The sequence below is a fragment of the Erwinia sp. S43 genome, assembly GCF_016624745.1.
In the GTDB taxonomy this organism is placed as follows: domain Bacteria; phylum Pseudomonadota; class Gammaproteobacteria; order Enterobacterales; family Enterobacteriaceae; genus Erwinia; species Erwinia coffeiphila.
On the sequence record NZ_JACVTX010000034.1, the window covers coordinates 1 to 17062 of the forward strand.

Annotated in this window: 13 protein-coding genes; 4 read left to right on the plus strand and 9 right to left on the minus strand. The window is 58.3% G+C overall.

The window, feature by feature from the left end; translation table 11 throughout:
- Nucleotides 1-723 precede the first annotated feature (723 nt).
- The gene (locus IBT47_RS24365) at nt 724-1233 is read right to left on the minus strand and encodes a GNAT family N-acetyltransferase (RefSeq protein ID WP_200563629.1); all 510 of its coding nucleotides are present in this window, start codon (nt 1231-1233) and stop codon (nt 724-726) included.
- Nucleotides 1234-1454: 221 nt separating this feature from the next.
- On the opposite strand from IBT47_RS24365, the gene IBT47_RS24370 reads away from it, so the two are divergent.
- A complete protein-coding gene (locus tag IBT47_RS24370) occupies nt 1455-2642 on the plus strand; it encodes a YjgN family protein (RefSeq protein WP_200563631.1) in 1188 nt (395 codons plus the stop codon).
- Between the two features lie 2 nt (nt 2643-2644).
- Nucleotides 2645-3661 (plus strand): M48 family metallopeptidase, encoded by a 1017-nt coding sequence (locus tag IBT47_RS24375; RefSeq protein WP_200563633.1) that lies wholly within the window; start codon nt 2645-2647, stop codon nt 3659-3661.
- An 890-nt stretch (nt 3662-4551) separates the two neighbouring features.
- Here IBT47_RS24375 and IBT47_RS24380 read toward each other — a convergent pair.
- From IBT47_RS24380 to pepA, 3 genes are all read right to left on the minus strand, one after another.
- Nucleotides 4552-7407, minus strand: a complete 2856-nt coding sequence (locus IBT47_RS24380) for a valine--tRNA ligase (RefSeq protein WP_105592978.1) — start codon at nt 7405-7407, stop codon at nt 4552-4554.
- Between the two features lie 6 nt (nt 7408-7413).
- Nucleotides 7414-7872 carry a DNA polymerase III subunit chi gene (locus IBT47_RS24385; RefSeq protein ID WP_105592979.1) on the minus strand — a complete coding sequence of 153 codons (459 nt, stop codon included), beginning with the start codon at nt 7870-7872 and terminating at the stop codon, nt 7414-7416.
- Between the two features lie 131 nt (nt 7873-8003).
- Complete coding sequence (pepA, locus tag IBT47_RS24390) at nt 8004-9515, minus strand: leucyl aminopeptidase (protein WP_105592980.1); 1512 nt, start codon at nt 9513-9515, stop codon at nt 8004-8006.
- A gap of 268 nt (nt 9516-9783) precedes the next feature.
- Between pepA and lptF the strand changes: the two genes are divergently transcribed.
- Together lptF and lptG are read left to right on the plus strand one after the other, a co-directional pair.
- Nucleotides 9784-10884: an LPS export ABC transporter permease LptF gene (lptF, locus tag IBT47_RS24395; RefSeq protein WP_200563635.1), complete on the plus strand. Its 1101-nt coding sequence runs from the start codon at nt 9784-9786 to the stop codon at nt 10882-10884.
- Nucleotides 10884-11960 carry an LPS export ABC transporter permease LptG gene (lptG, locus tag IBT47_RS24400; RefSeq protein WP_200563637.1) on the plus strand — a complete coding sequence of 359 codons (1077 nt, stop codon included), beginning with the start codon at nt 10884-10886 and terminating at the stop codon, nt 11958-11960. Before lptF ends, lptG begins: the two co-directional genes overlap by 1 nt.
- A 192-nt stretch (nt 11961-12152) precedes the next feature.
- Here the strand turns inward: lptG and IBT47_RS24405 are convergent, their stop codons facing one another.
- The 5 genes from IBT47_RS24405 to IBT47_RS24425 are packed head-to-tail and all read right to left on the minus strand — an operon-like array spanning nt 12153 to nt 17062.
- Nucleotides 12153-13166: a Gfo/Idh/MocA family protein gene (locus IBT47_RS24405; RefSeq protein WP_200563639.1), complete on the minus strand. Its 1014-nt coding sequence runs from the start codon at nt 13164-13166 to the stop codon at nt 12153-12155.
- Nucleotides 13163-14050, minus strand: a complete 888-nt coding sequence (locus IBT47_RS24410; RefSeq protein WP_200546582.1) for a sugar phosphate isomerase/epimerase — start codon at nt 14048-14050, stop codon at nt 13163-13165. Before IBT47_RS24410 ends, IBT47_RS24405 begins: the two co-directional genes overlap by 4 nt.
- 17 nt (nt 14051-14067) lie before the next feature.
- Nucleotides 14068-14898 (minus strand): carbohydrate ABC transporter permease, encoded by an 831-nt coding sequence (locus tag IBT47_RS24415; protein WP_200546583.1) that lies wholly within the window; start codon nt 14896-14898, stop codon nt 14068-14070.
- Nucleotides 14898-15815: a carbohydrate ABC transporter permease gene (locus tag IBT47_RS24420; RefSeq protein WP_200546584.1), complete on the minus strand. Its 918-nt coding sequence runs from the start codon at nt 15813-15815 to the stop codon at nt 14898-14900. Before IBT47_RS24420 ends, IBT47_RS24415 begins: the two co-directional genes overlap by 1 nt.
- Before the next feature lie 32 nt (nt 15816-15847).
- The gene (locus tag IBT47_RS24425; protein WP_200563641.1) at nt 15848-17062 is read right to left on the minus strand and encodes an ABC transporter substrate-binding protein; all 1215 of its coding nucleotides are present in this window, start codon (nt 17060-17062) and stop codon (nt 15848-15850) included.

The window sequence follows — 17062 nt, forward strand, 5'->3', positions numbered from 1 at the left end:
AGCTGGTTAGCTGGTTAGCTGGTTAGCTGGTTAGCTGGTTAGCTGGTTAGCTGGTTAGCCTGGGAGTACGGAGAGCGGCCTCTGCGGCTGCCGGACGGTCCTCGCGCCGCTTCGCGGTGCCTTCGGCTTCGGCTGCGGGCCTTTCGGATCGGCGCAGAGCGGGCGTCCTGCCCGCGCTGCGCCTGAGCCCAGCATCCCTGCTGGTCTCTCCGGCCCCACAGCCTGCTCCTCAGCGCTGCGGATTGTCCGTCAGCCGCAGAGGCCGCTCTCCCTTCACACAGGGTGCGCGTTTTTCCTGGTAAAACAGGCCTTAATTGCCGACGGACTGTTGGTCGGTTTGTCCGCTTTTCCGGGTAACACAGACTTTATTTGCTGATGGGCTGTTGGTTGGTGTGTCCGTTTTTTCATGCAACACAGACGTTATCAGCGGACTGGCGGTGGCTTCGGTCGGTGCATCCGCAGCGCTGAACGGAGAGAGGAAGCCAGGATTCGCCCACACGGATGTGGGCGAAAGGCACGGTTTGGGCAGGAAGCCCAGTCTGTGGCGGTCCGACAGGCTGACGAACGAAGAGAAGGGACCGCAACGCGGCGCGAGGACCCGCCCGACCGAAGCCACCACCAGTCAGCGAGAGCACTAAAGTTCAGGCGACTCAGGCAAATAACATCAAATCTTAATCAACACCATTCAGCGAAAGCACCAGCGTTCAGGCGACTCAAGCAAAATTAAAGCGCCTTCAGCATCGTGACTTCACAATCCACATGCCCGGTATAGCCCATCGGGCCATCAATATGCTGAAAACCAAGATGCTCATACAGACGAATCGCGCGCGTCAGTGACGCGGTGGTTTCCAGATAGCAACGTTTAAACCCACGCTCACGGCCAAACTCCAGCGCCTGCAATGCCAGATTTCGTGCCACGCCAAGACCGCGAGCCTCCGGCAGGAAATACATCTTCTGCAATTCGCAAACGTCCGCATCACCGCCCTGCAACGGAGCCAAACCGCCACCGCCAACCACTTTACCTTCCACTTCTACCACCCAGTAGGCGCTGTTCGCCTCACTGTACAGCTCATACAAACGATCGAGGTTCGGGTCGGAAACCGTATAGCCTTTATCCGCCGTTAAACCAAATTCAGCAGAAACCGTGCGGATCACCGCGGCAATATGGGAATTATCAGCAAGCGTAATCGGGCGTACTTGCACTGTCAGAGTAGAGTGAATCGCGGTTGTCATAAATCAGGCTCATAGCAGTTCGGCGGCAGGTTAGTGTAATAACATTGCTGAGGCGATGATGCAATGTGCGGATGAGTGATATCACCACTAAGCCAGGGTTAATCTGAATGATAACTATTCCATTGTTTGACTATCAGTGCCATGCTTAAATAGCAGGCAGTTATACCGCTTTCATATTCTGAATTATTATTTAGCTCTCTTATTTTCAGGAAGAAAATCTAATGGAAAACAATACCTCGCATTCTCAGCGCCATCCGGTGCTGTTTCACGGCCGCGCAGGCGAATATTTCTCAATCTGGTTAGTCAATGCATTACTGACCATGGTGACGTTAGGGATATATTCTGCCTGGGCCACCGTACGCCGCCGTCGCTATTTCTATGGTAATACTGAAATTGCTGGCGATCGTTTTGATTATCACGCCCGGCCAATCAACCTGCTTATTGGCCGTATTATTGTTTTTATCGGTCTGGTACTGTTCTTTATTATTTCCTCTATCTCCCCGACCCTGACTCTGGTAGCGATGCTGGCCTTCTTTGCGCTCATCCCGTGGATCATAATCCGCAGCTGGCGCTACAACGCGCTGATGAGCAGCTTCCGCGGTGTACGCTTTAACTACCACTGCCGTATTGGTCGAGCATACTGGACGATGTATCTGGCACCGGTGCTGATGGTTTTTGCACTGTTACTGGTGGTCGGCATGATCGGCGCGGCAGGTGCGACCAGCGGTAATATCAGCACCACGATGACCGTCGGTGTGATTTGCTTCGTGCTCTATTTGGTGGGACTGGCTGCAATACAGGGGACCGTTGCTGCGCTGAATCACGATCTGTATATCAATAATATGGCGTTTGGTCAGCTACCGTTTAAAGCCGATCTGAGCAAAAAGACATTTATTAAAATGGTATTGATCAGCTTCCTGATTATGCTGCCATTCCTGATTATCGGTGGCCTGCTGATTGGTTCTCTGTTTGCCTCAATTATCTATGCTTCGGCAATGGGCGTTAACGATCCGGAGATGCTGGGTAATATGATGGCCGGCAACGTGCTGAATATTTTCCTGACCTTCCTGGTCATTCTGTTCGGTGGTTTAGTCTCCTCAGCTTATTTAGTGGTGGCTCAACGCAATTATGTTTTCGGCCAGACCCGGCTGGGCGATAAGCTGCGCCTGAAGTCAACGCTGTCGACGGGCGCTTTCCTGGCTCTGACGCTGACTAACACGCTGATCGTGATCTTCACCCTTGGACTGGGTGCCCCGATTGCTGAAATCCGCCTGGCGCGCTATCTGGCTAACAGCACCGAGCTGGAGGGCGATATTTCGCTGGATGAAGTGATGGCCCACCACGATTCGGCCCGTACTGCGGTGGCGGAAGAGGTGGTTTCTGCTTTCGATCTGAATGCGGGAATCTGATTTTGCAGCTTAACGGCTACTATCAATCTCCCGGACGGGCAGCTCGCGAGGCTGCCCGTCTCACGTTGTATGAGCGGCACCTGGTACTGGACCGCAACGGGCAGCAGCAGATTATGTTACTCAATGCGATTTCGGTATCCGATGCGCTGGGTAGCATCCCCCTGACGCTGAGCTTTTCCGACGGCGGGCGCTTTGTGCCGGATGATGATGCGGCGTTTCGTCAGTGGTGGCAGCAGCGCCATCGTCCTGGCCTGGTTCATCGTCTGGAGCGTCATCGTCGCGGCGTCGGGCTGACCCTGCTGGCGACGCTGGCCGCTATCGCTCTGTATGTCTGGGTCATCCTGCCTGCCGCCAGCAGCGCGCTGGCTTCAAATATGCCGGCTTACGTGGAGCGGCAGGTGGGGCAGCAAACTCTGACGCTGTTGCAGAGCAGCGGCTTTAGCGACGGCAAACTGACGCCGGAGCAGCAGCAGCGCATGGATCGTCTGTTTAGCCGTGTTATTCCCGGTGAGATGAAGCAGGACGCGGTTCCGCTGCGGTTGAAGGTTATGCATTTCGACGGCGGCGCGAACGCCTTTATGCTGGCGGACGGTACGCTGGTGGTCAGTGACGATCTGGTGCGCATGGCGAAAAGCGACGATGCGCTGGCGGCGGTGATGCTGCATGAGATTGGCCATCATCATTACCGCCACCCGATGCGGATGCTGGTGCGTTCGTCGCTGATATCGCTGAGCTATATGTGGCTGACCGGTGACGTCAGCGGCATTGGTGATACGCTGTTACAGTCGGCTGCTTTCGTGCATCAGATGCAGTTTTCGCGCGGCATGGAGCGGGAAGCGGATGCGTATGCGATTGCGCAGATGAAGGCTCAGGGGCGGTCGCTGTCGGCGATGGCGGAAATTTACGGTCAGCTTCAGCAGTCGGGCGAGAAGGAGAGTCGCGGGCTGAGTTTACCAGAATGGATGAGCACTCACCCGGATATGCCGGAGCGAATTAAGGTGATTCGGGCGGCGGAATAGGGTACAGGCTCCGGTGTCTGGCTGGCGGGCTGTACTCCCGGTCGGGTCGGTCCTCGCGCCGCTTTGCGGTCCCCTCGCTTCGTTCGTCAGCCGGACGGATCGGCACAGACGCGCGTCCTGCGCGGCTGTGCCTTTCGCCTGCGTCCATGCAGGCGAATCCTGGCTTCCTCTCTGCACTCAGCGCTGTGGATTGCCCGATCGTGAGCACAGCCCGCCCGCTTAGTCGCTCAGGAGCAGGCTGCAGGAACGATTATTGCGGCTCTGGCTGCTTGCGTGTGCGTCCGTGCTGGCGAATCCTGGCTTCCTCCCTGTACTCAGCGCTGCGGATTGCCCGACCGCTGAGTGACTTCATTGTCGTTTTCAGATTCTAAGAGATGAGTGATGAGACTTCTTTTCACACTCAGTGGCCATGTTCCAACTACGGAAGTGAAAGCGTAGAGGGGTAACCGTTTTTTGCTATTAAACGGTACTTTAAAAGCCAGCAGGATGGATGAAGTGGGCCCGTCCCGGCGGCCGGTGGGCAATCCGCAGCGCTGAGGTGCAGGCAGCAGGCCCGGAGGCGACAGCATGGATGCGGGCGCCAGGCCAGGCGCGGGCAGGACGCCCGCTCCTGTCCGGTCCGAAAGGCCGGATGCCGTAACCGAAGGCATCGTGCGAAGCACGGCGCGAGGACCGCCCGCAGACCGCCGGGACGGGCGCACATTCCCCAAACCTGCAGCAGCTTCCTAAACCCAGCACATCCGCTAAACCGAGAGTGTTCCCTCAACGCACAGCCTCATTTGCTGCCAAAATCGTGCCTGCATCACCACTCTTCCGGCAGCCGTAAAACGCCAAAAAAAAACCGCCATCAAAAGACGGCGGTTTTTCATCATCAGACTCGCTGAGAAAACTTACAGTGCGGCAATCACGCCCTGCTGTTCGATCAGCTTGATCTTAGCCTGCTCGAAGTCAGCCAGACGCTCGCGCTCCTTGGCGACAACCGCTTCCGGCGCGCGGGCAACAAAACCTTCGTTACCCAGCTTGGCGGTAATCTTCTCCATCTCAACGTCAATCTTGCCCACTTCCTTCGCCAGACGCTCCAGCTCGGCGTTTTTATCCACCAGTTCGGCCATCGGGATCAGCAGCTCGGCACCGTCAACCAGCTTGGTCACCGACACCGGACCTTTATCACCGGCTGCCAGCAGCTCCAGCTTATCCAGACGCGCCAGCGTCTTCAGGAAGTTGTGGTTTTCGTTCACGCGGCGAGCCGCATCATCGCTGGCACCGCGCAGCAGCACATCCAGCGGCTTGGCCGGAGAGATGTTCATCTCGTTGCGAATATTACGCACCGCGACAATCGCCTGCTTCAGCCACTCGGTATCCGCCATCGCCACCTCATCCACGCGAGCCGCGTCAAACTCCGGCATCGGCTGCAGCATAATGGTGTCGTCGCTGATGTTCTTCAGCACTTTCACACGCTGCCAGATGGTTTCGGTAATGAATGGAATAATCGGATGCGCCAGGCGCAGCAGGGCTTCCAGCACCGTCACCAGCGTATTACGCGTGCCGCGCAGCTGGGCTTCAGTACCGCCGTTCATCACCGGCTTAGCCAGCTCCAGATACCAGTCGCAGAACTGGTTCCAGGTGAACTCGTACAGAATACCGGCAGCGATATCAAAGCGATAGCTGTCCAGCGCGTCACGGTAGGCTTTCACCGTCTGATTAAACTCAGCCAGTATCCAGCGATCCGCCAGCGACAGCTCCAGTTCGCCGCCGTTGAAGCCGCAATCGTGCTCTTCGGTGTTCATCAGTACAAAGCGGCTGGCGTTCCACAGCTTGTTACAGAAGTTGCGGTAGCCTTCCAGGCGCTTCATATCCCAGTTGATGTCGCGACCGGTCGAGGCCAGCGCCGCCAGAGTAAAGCGCAGGGCATCGGTGCCGTGTGGCTCAATGCCGTTCGGGAACTGCTTCTCGGTGCGCTTGCGGATTTTCTCCGCCAGCTGCGGCTGCATCATATTGCCGGTACGTTTTTCCAGCAGGTCTTCCAGCGAAATACCGTCAACCATATCCAGCGGATCGATAACGTTACCCTTCGACTTGGACATCTTCTGCCCTTCGTCATCGCGGATCAGGCCGGTCATATACACGGTTTTGAATGGAACCTGCGGCTTGCCGTCTTCGTCTTTGATGAAGTGCATGGTCAGCATGATCATGCGCGCAATCCAGAAGAAGATAATGTCGAAGCCGCTGACCAGCACGCTGGTCGGGTGGAAGGTGCGCAGCGCTTCGGTATTCTCCGGCCAGCCGAGGGTAGAGAAGGTCCACAGACCGGAAGAGAACCAGGTATCCAGTACGTCTTCGTCCTGGGTCAGCACCACGTCGTCGGCGATGTTGTTTTCCGCGCGCGCTTCCGCTTCGTTACGTGCCACATAGACGTTGCCTTCAGCATCGTACCAGGCCGGAATGCGGTGGCCCCACCACAGCTGACGGGAGATGCACCAGTCCTGGATATCACGCATCCACGAGAAGTACATGTTTTCATACTGCTTAGGTACGAACTGGATATCGCCGTTTTCTACCGCTTCTACCGCGACTTTCGCCAGCGGTGCGGTACGCACGTACCACTGGTCGGTCAGCATTGGCTCGATGACCACGCCGCCGCGATCGCCGTAAGGTACGGTCAGATCGTGAGGTTTGATTTCATCCAGCAGGCCCAGCTCGTCCATGGCGGCCACAATGGCTTTACGCGCGGCAAAGCGCTCCAGCTTCTGGAACGCCTGCGGGATCTCTGTGCCGTGGTCGTCGCACTCTTCGCCGTTGGTATCAAACACCTGAGCGGATTCGCGGATATCACCGTCGAAGGTCAGGATGTTGATCATCGGCAACTTGTGGCGGCGGCCCACTTCGTAGTCGTTAAAGTCGTGCGCCGGGGTGATCTTCACGCAGCCGGTGCCTTTTTCCATATCGGCGTGTTCATCGCCAACGATTGGAATACGGCGGTTAACCAGCGGCAGCACCAGGAACTTGCCGATCAGATCTTTATAGCGCGGATCTTCCGGGTTCACGGCCACGCCGGTATCACCGAGCACGGTTTCCGGGCGGGTGGTAGCGACGACCAGATAGTCTTTACCGTCGGCGGTTTTCACCCCGTCGGCCAGCGGGTAGCGCAGGTGCCACATTGACCCTTTGGATTCGCGGTTCTCCACTTCCAGATCGGAGATGGCGGTACGCAGTTTAGGATCCCAGTTGACCAGGCGCTTGCCGCGGTAGATCAGGTTCTCTTTATGCAGGCGCACAAACACTTCTTTCACCGCGTTGGACAGGCCTTCATCCATGGTGAAGCGCTCGCGCTCCCAGTCAACCGAGTTGCCGAGGCGGCGCATCTGGCGGGTGATGGTGCCGCCGGACTCTTCCTTCCACTGCCAGATTTTTTCGATAAACGCGTCACGGCCGTAGTCCTGACGGGTTTTACCTTCTTCGGCAGCGATTTTGCGCTCAACTACCATCTGAGTAGCGATACCGGCATGGTCGGTCCCCGCCTGCCACAGGGTGTTTTTCCCCTGCATACGCTGGTAGCGGATCATGGTGTCCATAATGGTCTGCTGGAAGGCGTGACCCATATGCAAGCTACCGGTGACGTTCGGCGGCGGGATCATGATGCAGAAGCTTTCCTGGCTGGTATCGCCATTTGGTTTGAAGTAGCCCTGCTTTTCCCAGTGCTCGTAAAGCGGCTGCTCGATATCTTGCGGGTTATATGTCTTTTCCATGTTCTGCTATGTCGTTGGTGGCAAGGGCGGCGTTGCCGTATTCAAGTGGAATCCAACGCTGCGATACACTTTGTAGCGATCGCGCGCCAGCTGTTTCAAAGATTCTTCATAGGGTACGAAGTCTATCACTTCATAGAAAGCGGTGGCAAAATCTGCAAACTGCGGCAGCAGGCTGATCAGCAGATCGCGCGGTGCATTGCCCCGGCGCTGCGGCCATGCCAGTTCGACCGGCGCGCCGTATTTCGGGCCTTCACCGGCCAGATTATGCGGCACAAAGGCGCTGGCGGGGCGTTGCCACAGGGCCTCGTCCAGCCGGATAGCCTGCGCTTCGTCTTCACAGGCTATCAGCACGCGTTTGCCGTCACGCCAGCGGGCCTCCGCCAGATCGCAGACCAGCGCTTCCTGCGCGCTCAGCCCGCCGACCGGCGTATCGGTTTCCAGCAGATAGAACGTTGCGTTTTTCATGCATCAGGCCTGGTTGGAGAAAAAACAGCAACGGCGGATTGGAGTCCGCCATTGCAGGGTTATGTCATCAGCCGCGGGCGAAGTGTGTCTCCGCCCCGGCGAGAAGCCGTATCGCTTCCCGCTCGATGCTGTTAATCGTCGCCGTTCAGACCGGCGCGGTTAAGCAGGAACTGAGACAGCAGCGCGACAGGGCGACCGGTTGCGCCTTTCGCTTTACCGGAGCGCCATGCGGTTCCGGCAACGTCGAGGTGCGCCCAGTTGTACTTACGGGCAAAGCGCGCCAGGAAGCAGGCGGCGGTAATCGCTCCGCCTGGACGGCCACCAATGTTTGCCATGTCGGCAAAGTTGGAGTCCAGCTGCTCCTGATACTCGTCGGCCATCGGCAGGCGCCACGCGCGGTCACCGGCCTGTTCAGACGCGCTGATCAGCTCGTGCGCCAGCGGATTGTGGTTCGACAGCAGGCCGCTGATATGGTGGCCCAGCGCAATGACGCAGGCCCCGGTCAGCGTCGCCACGTCGATCACCACTTCCGGCTCGAAGCGCTCAACGTAGGTCAGCGCATCGCACAGCACCAGACGGCCTTCGGCATCGGTATTCAGCACTTCTACCGTCTGGCCGGACATGGTGGTCAGCACGTCGCCCGGACGATAGGCGCGGCCACCGGGCATGTTTTCACAGCCCGCCAGCACACCCACCACGTTCAGCGGCAGATTCAGTTCAGCGACCATGCGCATCACGCCGTACACCGAGGCCGCGCCGCACATATCGTACTTCATTTCATCCATCGCTTCGCCCGGCTTCAGCGAGATGCCGCCGGTATCGAAGGTAACGCCTTTACCGACCAGCACGATCGGGCGCGCTTCCGCATCCGGGTTGCCTTTGTACTCGATAACCGACATCAGCGATTCATTCTGCGACCCGGCACCGACGGCAAGGTAGGCATTCATCCCCAGCTCTTTCATCTGCTGTTCGCCGATGACGCGGGTGGTGATGTTTTTGCTGTAGGCATCCGCCAGCTGACGCGCCTGCGAAGCGAGGTAAGCCGCGTTACAGATATTCGGTGGCATATTACCGAGGTCTTTCGCTGCCTTCACGCCGGCAGCAACCGCCAGACCGTGCTGGATTGCGCGCTCGCCGCTGGTCAGCTCGCGGCGGGTTGGCACATTGAACACCAGCTTGCGCAGCGGGCGACGCGGTTCAACCTTATTGCTTTTCAGTTGATCGAAGCTGTAGAGCGTCTCTTTCGAGGTTTCAACCGCCTGGCGCACTTTCCAGTAGGTGTTGCGCCCTTTAACGTGCAGCTCGGTGAGGAAGCAAACGGCTTCCATTGAACCGGTGTCGTTCAGGGTGTTGATGGTTTTCTGAATGACCTGCTTGTACTGGCGCTCGTCGAGCTCCCGCTCTTTGCCGCAGCCAATCAGCAAAATACGCTCAGAGAGAATGTTTGGCACATGGTGCAGCAGCAACGTCTGCCCCACTTTCCCTTCCAGTTCACCACGGCGCAGCAGGGCGCTGATGTAGCCATCGCTGATTTTATCCAGCTGTTCAGCAATCGGTGACAGCCGGCGCGGTTCAAATACGCCCACCACAATACAGGCACTGCGCTGTTTTTCCGGGCTACCGCTTTTTACACTGAACTCCATGCACTCTCCTGAATCTTAAAGACAACGGCGCTTGCTGCGGCTAGTATATGTCGCTTGCGTAACGAAATGTGCCGTTGCGTAAACGTCGTTTAGTCACGAACGTCAGATTGAGTTTCGGTGATAATTTTTTGTTTTTTCATCACCAGAACGCGATTTATTGCCATACTATTTTAGCTATGACAGGGCCATTGATGAGAAAAAATGGCGTATAAGCGATGAAACTAGCGATTTTCCTGCAAAAAGACAAGTTTTCACAGGCGTATTCAGCGTGATCATCATTAGATATCTGGTTCGGGAAATGCTCAAAAGCCAGCTGGCAATCCTGTTCATCCTGCTGCTGATCTTCTTTTGCCAGAAGTTAGTCAGGATTTTAGGAGCCGCGGTTGATGGCGAAATCCCAACAAATTTAGTACTGACATTATTGGGCCTTGGCGTGCCGGAAATGGCACAACTTATCCTGCCACTGAGCCTGTTTTTAGCCATTTTGATGACGCTTGGCCGGTTATACACCGAGAGTGAAATCACCGTGATGCACGCCTGCGGTTTGGGCAAAAACGTGCTGGTCAAAGCGGCGATGGTGCTGATGCTGTTTACTGCGCTACTGGCGGCGGTAAACGTCGGCTGGCTTGGCCCCTGGTCATCGCGCCATCAGAGCGAAGTGATGCAGAACGCCAAGGCCAACCCCGGTGCGGCAGCCCTGGCGGCGGGGCAGTTCCAGCAGTCCTCCGACGGCCAGTCGGTGCTGTTTATTGAAAACGTGAAAGGCAACAGCTTTGACAGCGTTTTTCTCGCGCAGCTGCGGCCGAAAGGCAATGCCCGCCCGTCGGTGGTGGTGGCCGATCATGGTCATATGAATCAGCGCGCGGACGGCTCCCAGGTGGTGACGCTGGACAACGGTACCCGCTTTGAGGGCACCGCCATGCTGCGTGATTTCCGCATTACCGATTTCAAAAACTATCAGGCCATCGTCGGCCATCAGACCGTCACGCTGGACCCGAACGATTCCGAACAGGCGTCGCTGTTAGCCCTGTGGCAGTCGGATAAAGCCGATTTCCGCAGCGAGCTGCACTGGCGTCTGACGCTGATCTTCTCGGTGCTGGTGATGGCGCTGATGGTGGTGCCGCTCAGCGTGGTCAACCCGCGTCAGGGGCGCGTGCTGTCGATGCTGCCCGCTATGCTGCTGTATCTGGTGTTCTTCCTGCTGCAAAGCTCCCTGCGCTCCAGCGGTGGTAAAGGCCGCATCGATCCGGCTGTCTGGATGTGGGCGGTCAACCTTGGCTATCTGGGGTTAGCGGTACTGCTGAATATGTGGGATACGGTGCCGATGCGTCGTCTGCGCGCGCGGTTTAACAAGAGAGGCACAGTCTGATGTTTGGCGTTCTTGACCGCTATATCGGTAAAACGATATTCAACACCATCATGGCGACGCTGTTTATGCTGGTGTCGCTCTCCGGCATCATCAAGTTTGTCGATCAGCTGCGCAAAACCGGGCAGGGCGAATACACCGCCGCCGGGGCCTGGCTGTATACCGTGCTCAGCGTGCCGAAAGATATCGAAATCTTCTTCCCGATGGCGGCGCTGCTTGGCGCGCTGCTGGGCCTGGGAACGCTGGCCCAGCGCAGCGAGCTGGTGGTGATGCAGGCATCCGGCTTTACCCGCCTGCAAATTGCCGCTTCGGTCATGAAAACGGCGATTCCGCTGGTGCTGCTGACTATGGCCATCGGTGAATTTGTTGCGCCGCAGGGCGAGCAGATGGCGCGTAACTACCGCGCTCAGCAGCTGGTGGGCGGCTCGCTGCTCTCCACGCAGGGCGGGCTGTGGGCGAAAGACGGCGATAACTTTATCTTTATCGAGCGCATTCGCGATGATAACCAGCTGGCCGGGATCAGTATTTACAGCTTTAACCACGATCGTCGCCTGCAGTCGGTGCGCTATGCGGCCTCGGCGAAATACAACGCCGAGAAAAAGGTGTGGGAGCTGGCGCAGGTTGACCAGTCGGACCTGACCGATCCGGAACAGGTGAAGGGCAGCCAGACGCTGAGCGGCGAGTGGAAAACCTCGCTGACGCCGGACAAGCTGGGCGTGGTGGCGCTGGACCCGGAAGCGCTGTCGATCCGTGGCCTGTATAACTACACCAAATACCTTGAGCAGAGCGGGCAGACGCCCGGCCGCTATCAGCTGAATATGTGGAGCAAAATCTTCCAGCCGCTGTCGGTGGCGGTGATGATGCTGATGGCGCTGTCGTTTATCTTCGGCCCGCTGCGCAGCGTGTCGATGGGCTTCCGCGTGGTGGTGGGGATCAGCTTCGGCTTCCTGTTCTACGTGCTGGACCAGATTTTTGGTCCGTTAAGCCTGGTTTACCATATTCCGCCGCTGCTGGGCGCGCTGCTGCCAAGTGCTGCGTTCTTTGCGGTCAGCGTGTATCTGCTGCTGAAGCGGCGATAGTGCTGGCGTAGATATTGCGTGACAAAGAAGGGCCGGTATTTCCGGCCCTTCTCGTTTCTCGTTTACTGACTGTTCCAGTTCCAGTTCCAGTTCCAGTTCCAGCTTCCGGCCTCAGCTCCAGCCCCGGCTAACTCTGCCGCAACGGCTGATTATGGCGGCGATCGTCCGCTTTTGATCCAGTCTCAGCCCCCGCTATTTCTGCCGCAGCTGCTGATTAATCGCGGCGATCATCCGCTCCAGATTCTGCATCGCGCGCACGCCGTCCTCAATGGTCGGTGCCTGGCTGCTCTCGCCCTTCATCCCACGGAACACATCGCGCAGCAGCGCGTGGTAACCCTTATGATCCTCATTCGCGGCGGCGGTAAAGTTTGGCGTCCAGCACAGGGTATCGCTGGCGTTATCCAGCCGCGCCAGCTCATCCTCGGCCTTAAACGGCGGATCGCGGTGCCAGGCAACGTTAATCACGTTATCCACCTCAATCCGCTGGTGGTTGCCCATTACGGTGATGTTTTCCATCGGCGTGCCGCGCGACTGCACGGTGCCCATCACCAGCGTACCGATCGCGCCGTTGGCAAAGGCCATATTCAGATGCGCCAGCAGATGGCCGGGGCGATGCTCCAGCGCTCTTGCCTGCAAATCAACGATTTCCGCGCCGACCAGCCACGGCATCAGATCCATATAATGCACGCAGTGATGCAGGTAGAAACTGGTGTAGTCCACCGCACCGGTAAAGTAGCCCGGCGCGGTCATATAGTTGCCCTGGAAGCCGAGCACATCGCCGAAGTCGCCGCTGCGCAGTACGTTTCCGGCAATCTTGTTGCCAGTAGAATAGCGCTTCATAAAGCCGACGTAAGCCGCCACGCCGGTACTGCGGGAGGCAGCGGCAATCGCCTGCGCGCCCTCGGCGCTGCCGCCCGGCGGCTTCTCAATAAACACCGGCAGCCCGCGCTTCAGCGCCGCAATGGCAAACTCCTCATGCTGCTGCGGCCCCACCGCCATGCCGATAGCATCCAGCCCCGGGTGCGCCAGCAGCTGTTGAAAATCGCTGTAAACCGCCGAGACGCCGTAGTGCCGGGCCACGTCCTGCGCGGCCTGTGGATTCAGGTCGCAGACCGCGCCCAGAGTCACGTTGTTCGGTGCCAGCTGCGGCAGCAGCATCTGCGTTGCGTGTCGGCCGCAGCCGACCCAGCCAATGGTTAAACTCATCCGGCCACTCCTGCAAAGGTTAAAGAGGATTTCACCAGCGCCAGCCCGGCGCGTAATTTTTCTGATTCATCTTCATGCGGCGCGCGCCAGTGGGCGATCGGCAGACCGACCCGCCAGTCGTCGCGGCGGAACGGCTCCAGCGACACCGGGCCGCGATAGTCAACGTCGTGCAGAGCGCGCATCACTTCGGCCCAGTTGACGTGCCCGGTTCCGGGGAAGCCGCGATGATTTTCATTGGCCTGGAAGTGGACGATGCGCGAACCGGCGGCGCGGATCGCCCCCGGCAGGCTGCTCTCTTCCATATTCATATGGAAGGTATCCAGCAGCAGCCCCAGCGCCGGATGGTCAACGGCGTCCACCACCTCAATCCCCTGCGCCACGGAGCAGACGATATCGGTTTCAAAACGGTTCAGCGGCTCCAGCGCCAGCGCGACGCCGCCGTCGGCGGCCTGCGGGGCTACCTGGCGCAGGGCGCTGACGGTGGCCTCAAGGCGGCGGGCAATCTGCGCATCATCGGCCGGGGTGGGCGCACGCCCGGCGAACACCAGCGGTTCACCGTACAGCGGGCCGCCAACGATGGTCGCCCCCAGCTGCGCGGCGCTGTCGATGCAGTAGCGCAGGTAGTCGATACCGCCCTGGCGCGCGGCGGCGTTTTCACTGGCGATGCTGCGCTGCATATTGACCCTGGCCGCCAGCACCACGCCCAGCCCGCTGTCAGCCAGCGCCTGGCGCACCTCGTGCAGATTAAGCTGGTCTTCCGGCTCGGGAACCAGCAGCTCGATAAAATCGAAGCCCAGCTCGCGGATATGGCTGAACAGCGACAGATCCTTGCTTAAAAACGGACGAACAAACTGCATTGAAATAATGCCAACCGGGTTATTCATTACATCCTCCTGCGCCGTCAGCCTTTGACTGCGCCTTGTGTCATGCCACTGATTAAACGTTTTTGTACGATAAGGAACAGCACGGTGGCGGGCAGGGCACCGATAATGCCGCCCGCGCTGAGCAGTCCCCATTCGATCTGGTATTCGCCAATCAGCTTTTGAATGGCGACAGTGATGGTTTTGACGTTGCGCCCGCCGAGGGTCAGGGCGTAGAGATACTCGTTCCAGGCGGTGATAAAGATGTAGATGCCGGTGGCGACCACCCCCGGCGTGCAGAGCGGCAGCACTACCTTCCACATCGCCTGCAGGCGGCTACAGCCGTCGGTCATCGCTGCTTCATCCACCGATTTCGGAATGCCGTTGATGTAGCTGGTCATCATCCAGATAGAGAACGGGATGGCGACGGTGGAGTTGGCGATAATCAGCCCCAGATGCGAGTCCAGCAGGCCTATCTGCTTCATCAGCACAAACAGCGGCAGGATCAGCAGCACCACCGGAAACATATTGATCACCAGGAACTGCATCAGCAGCACCCGCTTGCCGCGAAAGTTAAAGCGCGAGAAGGCATACGCCGCCGGGATACTCAACAGCAGGCCGAGCACCACGGTGCCGCCCGCCACGATGGCGCTGTGCATCATATTTTCCAGAAAACCGACGCGGGCAAACAGGTTGGTGAAGTTCTCGAACGTCGGATGACTGATGCCCGGCCCGGTGGTAAACAGCCGCTCTTTCGGCGTGATGGCGGTGAAAAACATCCAGATATAGGGACCGAGTGTGAAGGCGAGGATCGCCAGCATCGGCAGATGTATTGTCAGCAGACGCCTGGGCAGAGATTTGTTAATGACCATTATGCAACCCTCCGCATGGTGCGGCGCAGGTAGATCACGACCAGAACCAGCAGCATCAGGGTGAAGCTGACCGCCAGCGCCGAGCCGTAGCCGAAGTCCAGATTGGTGCGCGCTTTGATAAACGAATAGAGCGGCAGGGTATAGGTGGAATAGCCGGGGCCGCCGCCGGTCATCACGAAGATCACATCGATCGAGTTAGCCACCCAGATAATGCGCAGCAGCACGGCGGTCAGCAGCACGCCGGAGATCCCCGGCAGGGTGATGTGCCAGAACTGCTTCCAGCGCCCGGCCCCGTCCAGCGAAGCGGCTTCATAATAGCTCTGCGGAATCGACTGTAGCGCGGCGAGGATCATCACCGTGAAGAACGGGAAGCCCTGCCAGGTCAGCGTCAGGATCACCGCATACAGCGCGGTATCCGGGTTCGACAGCCAGCCGATCGACGTGGTGATCAGCTTCATGCGCAGCAGGAAGTCGTTCAGCACGCCGTAGTTCGGATCGTAGATCCACGCCCACATCAGCGCGATCACCACGCTGGGCAGCGCCCACGGAATGATGATCAGCGCGCGGGCCAGCGGCCGCCAGAAAAACTGCTGGTTAAGCAGCAGCGCGGTAACCAGCCCCAGCAGCAGCTGGGCGGGAATGGTCACGCCGATCCAGATTGCCGTGTGTTTCAGCGAGGTCCAGAACACCTCGTCGGCAAACATCTTGTACCAGTTATTCAACCCGCTGAACGTAAACGCCTTTGGCTTCCACAGCACGTAATCATGAAAGCTCATCCACGCGGCCTGCACCATCGGCAGGAAGACAATCGCCAGCGTCACCAGCACAGCGGGAGAGAGCAGCGCATAGGGCAGCACGCGCCTGGCCAGCCCGGTACGGCGCAGCCGGGGCGGGGCGAGAGAATTTTCCATCACCATAATCACACCTCAAAGTGGCAGTTCGGCCCTTGTTACTGTGGGCTGAACAGGGATTCGATTTTGCGGTTCATCTGCTCAACGGTGATCTGCCCCAGCATCGCCTGCTGCATGTTGACCGGCCAGACGGTGTTGATGAAGTCAGAGAGCTGCGGCGTATTCGGGTAGTCGTGGGCGTCCGGCAGCGAGTTGACGGTGGCGTCGATAAAGCGCTGCGGATGGGTTTTCCACGTTTTGGTGTCGCTTTTGGTCACCGGCAACTGCCCGGTGGCGCGGTTAAACTGCGCGTTGTTTTCGTGGCTGGAGAGGAAGGCGATCCACTTCCACGTCGCCTCTTTATCGGCGGCGTTGGCGAAGATGGCGTTAGATTCCACGGCGATCGGCGCCCAGCGTTTTTCATTACACGCAGGCAGCGGCACGGCGGAAACCTTATCGCCCAGCACCGCCACCAGATCGTTGGCCGAGCCGATATGGTGGATGGTCATCGCGGTTTTGCCCGCTTTAAACGCGCCGATCACGTCCTTGAAGCCGTCGGTGGTGGCGGAAGGGGGGAACTCACCGGCCTTGTAGGCATCGACGATGCGCTGGCTGGCCTGCAGCACGGCCGGTTTGGTCAACCCACCCTTGCTGAATTCACCGCCGGCGGGCATCACCAGCGGTGCCCACATATCCTGGCCGCCGACGCCGCCGCGGAATCCGAATCCGTAAATATCGGTTTTGCCGTCGCCGTTGGTATCCTGAGTGAGTTTCTTAATATCGGTGTAAAATTCATCGCAGGTTTTTGGCGGGGTCAGTCCGGCCTTTTCGAAATAGTCGGTGCGGTAATAGAGGTAGGAGACGATATATTGCACCGGCAGGTAATACTGTTTATCCATACCGCCGCGGGCGATATCCACCGTATTTTCCAGCAGGTCGCCTTTGCCGGACCATTGATTGATGTAACCATCCAGCGGCTCCAGGGCTTCCATCTCGTGCAGGCGCGGCAGGGCGAAGCTTTTCACCATCGCGGCATCCGGTGCGTTGCCGCCCACCAGCGAGGTATAAAGATTATCGTAATAGCTGTTCCACGGAATATTCTCCGCGTCGATCTTAATTCCCGGGTTGGCTTTTTCGAATTTGCTAATTAAATCCGACATGGTGTTGTCGGCATTATCCAGGTGATACCAGTAGTGGACGGTAGCGGCCTGGCTGGCGGTAGCCGACAGGCAAAGGGAGGCCGCTAACGTCAGCGATGACATTACTCGTTTCAT